At 35.9% G+C, this 2,578-nt stretch carries 3 protein-coding genes; 1 reads left to right on the forward strand and 2 read right to left on the reverse strand.

Annotated features, from left to right (window positions below):
* Nucleotides 1-186: 186 nt before the first annotated feature.
* A complete protein-coding gene (locus ACFIMP_RS09465; RefSeq protein WP_404977381.1) occupies nucleotides 187-1,317 on the reverse strand; it encodes a hypothetical protein in 1,131 nt (376 codons plus the stop codon).
* A complete protein-coding gene (locus ACFIMP_RS09470) occupies nucleotides 1,307-1,780 on the reverse strand; it encodes a crossover junction endodeoxyribonuclease RuvC (protein WP_375686322.1) in 474 nt (157 codons plus the stop codon). Before ACFIMP_RS09470 ends, ACFIMP_RS09465 begins: the two co-directional genes overlap by 11 nt.
* A 29-nt stretch (nucleotides 1,781-1,809) precedes the next feature.
* Between ACFIMP_RS09470 and ACFIMP_RS09475 the strand changes: the two genes are divergently transcribed.
* Nucleotides 1,810-2,523, forward strand: coding sequence for a hypothetical protein (locus tag ACFIMP_RS09475; protein WP_375630472.1), 714 nt, complete (start codon nucleotides 1,810-1,812; stop codon nucleotides 2,521-2,523).
* Nucleotides 2,524-2,578 lie beyond the last annotated feature (55 nt).

A 2,578-nucleotide genomic window follows, 5' to 3' on the forward strand; every position in this document is an offset into this window, starting at 1 on the left:
TTACCAATGGGTTTATTTGCCTCAAAATGGACCGTATAGAAGCGTTTTTAATTTCAATGTGGTTTTTATCACAAAATCTTTAAATCGCTCTGTACGGTGCCTTTCTGTCAATTTAAACGCATATATATTCTCAAAATCATCAGCAAACTTCACTACTTTGCTGTTTTTTCGGATCCATAAGTGTCTTTAAGCGTAGATCGCTGTTGCAAGTTGATTGAAGCTTCCTGAAAGGTTATTTGCGAAATTGTTTGACGGTGGTTTATAACATGCGCTTTCATATAGTTTTTTCACTTCTGATTTTTTGTGTTTCTTAATTACCAATCCATATTCTGGATGCGTAATCCAATTATCCCAAGCGCTTTGCCAATCGCGTTCATTTGCATTTCGACATGGATTGGTTTTTGAAAAGCGTACAAATTTTTCAAATTCTGATAAGGCTTCATCATGCGTTAATCCTTGTTCAGTTGCGTATTGAAAATCGGGTTTGAAATCTTCTAGTATTCTTTCAACTTCTTGTTTTTCCCTTATTTTCTTTGTTCCTTCAAAAAAGTTTGCTTTCTCTGGAAAATAAGCAGGCATTATCTTATCAACGATTTCTGAAAGTTGTTTTCCAACCTTTTTAACTTTTCGTGAAGGCAATTTCTCAATCATCGCTTCGTTAATTTGCCATCGGTTGTTAACTTCGTTTGAAGTGTTGGTATTTTGCTCGCGAATGATTGGTTGTTTGGTTTCTATCGTTTTGATTTGTTCTGATTGAACATCATCACACTCGATTGCCGTTTCAACCAAATCGTTTGTTTCTAAATTTTCAAAATCAATTTCTCTTTTTGATAAAATAATATTTTTATTTTTTTTGTTATTGTTAATGTTATTGTTATTGTACCCTCTTGAAGAATCTTCAAGACATCTTGAAGAATCTTGAAGACTTCTTAAAGAATCTTGAAGCTCTCTTGAAGATTCTTCGTGGTTTTTATGTTTTCTAGTATTGGCGGCTTTTGCTGCTCTTTCTGCAAACTTATTTAAAGTTTCGTCTGAATTTTTTAATTCTTCTTCAACATCTGAACACCACAAGTGACCATCTTCTGAAAGAATAATGTGTCCAGATCTAAATAAGTAATCTAATGCCTTCTGAAATCTTTTTACTGAACAACACGTAAAATGAGATAATATTTGCGCATCATTTACAAGAGGCTCTCTAGTGCGCAACATTTGCAATCGCAATCGCATATAAACATTGCCTTCAATTGCGGGTAAACAAGCAAGATCAAGAAGCCACTTGTCTGCAAAAAGCCTCGTCCATGGTAATTTACTGGACATACCCCAATTCCCTTTCTTTAACTAAATATAAAATTGCTAAAGCATCTGCTTCGTTATCATCTTTCGGATTGTGCCCTTTTGCACGCACCGCCTTAATCATCTCTTCTTTCGACGCATTCCCCTTGCCTGTCGTCGCTTTCTTAATCGTACTTACTGGTATCCCCTCATACGGTATCTGATGCTGTTCACACCACGCCGTTAACGTTGCTAACAAACCACCGTAAACATGCGCTGCATCTGTACCTTTATGACGCCTCACCTCTTCAAAATACACCACGTCAATTTGACCTGCTGTCTGCTTTATTTCTGATAGCCATTGTTTAAAACGCAAGTAACGCATTCCACCGCCTTCAAAACGGCGCGATTGAAAATTCACGGTACCACTGAACATGTCACCACTTGCACCACGTATCGCCCACCCCGTTTTGGTACCTAGATCAAAACAAAGAATCGTGTTAGTCACAACGCCGCTCCATACATAATGTGTTTTATATGATTGTTTTTTTCAAAAAGCGGGCTGAGAAAAATATGGAAGATACACCAACAACATATGAATGTATTTCTTTAATCATTAGTACGTTCTCTCTACTTTTTGTTTTGTATAAAAGCTACAAAGAACAAAAAGAAAAATGTTTAGGACAAAAGTTGCAAAACTGTACTGTACGTACAGTTTTTGAACATCTGTCTCCAAAGCATCCTAGTGACCTTGAAGGTGAATTGGAATTAGCCATTTACAATCCTACAAACCAAATAATCAAAATAAATCACATAAAAATACCTAAAAAACACCCATTTATATTTACTGAAGCACTCTACCCAGATCCTACCGAAGGTATCTCAGATTCTAAAAAACGTAAAAATGGAAAGAAAATCGCTTTAAAAAGCGAAAAGCATATTGATTTAATAGACCCAAAATTAGATCCTAACCATTTGGGATTTTTTGATCTTTTTAGTATAAAAGCCAAAAGTAAATTGACTCTTTGGTTTACCATACACCCACAAAAACCATGTTTAAGAAAACCTATAACCATCGTAGTTGAACATACCTCATGTAATAATCCAGAAAAAACTCTTGAGACCACTTTTTGTCTTGGTTTTTTCCGTTGGACAGATGAACAGGACAAAGCTTGGGAAAACGGGATATCTAAAGGAAAAGAACTTATGGATAGTTCTAATAACTACAACCATATTCCGCACTCCCAATAATAACGGAGTCGCTCCCATATTCTACGGTGCCAAGGTAGAGATGCCATGTATTGTT

This window comes from Bartonella sp. AP65SXKL, assembly GCF_042195725.1.
Lineage (GTDB): Bacteria > Pseudomonadota > Alphaproteobacteria > Rhizobiales > Rhizobiaceae > Bartonella.

Excerpts from the sequence above, each read along its gene's own strand:
- ACFIMP_RS09465 (WP_404977381.1), bottom strand. The coding sequence starts at position 1,317 with ATGTCCAGTAAATTACCATGGACGAGGCTTTTTGCAGACAAGTGGCTT.
- ACFIMP_RS09475 (WP_375630472.1), top strand. The coding sequence starts at position 1,810 with ATGATTGTTTTTTTCAAAAAGCGGGCTGAGAAAAATATGGAAGATACA.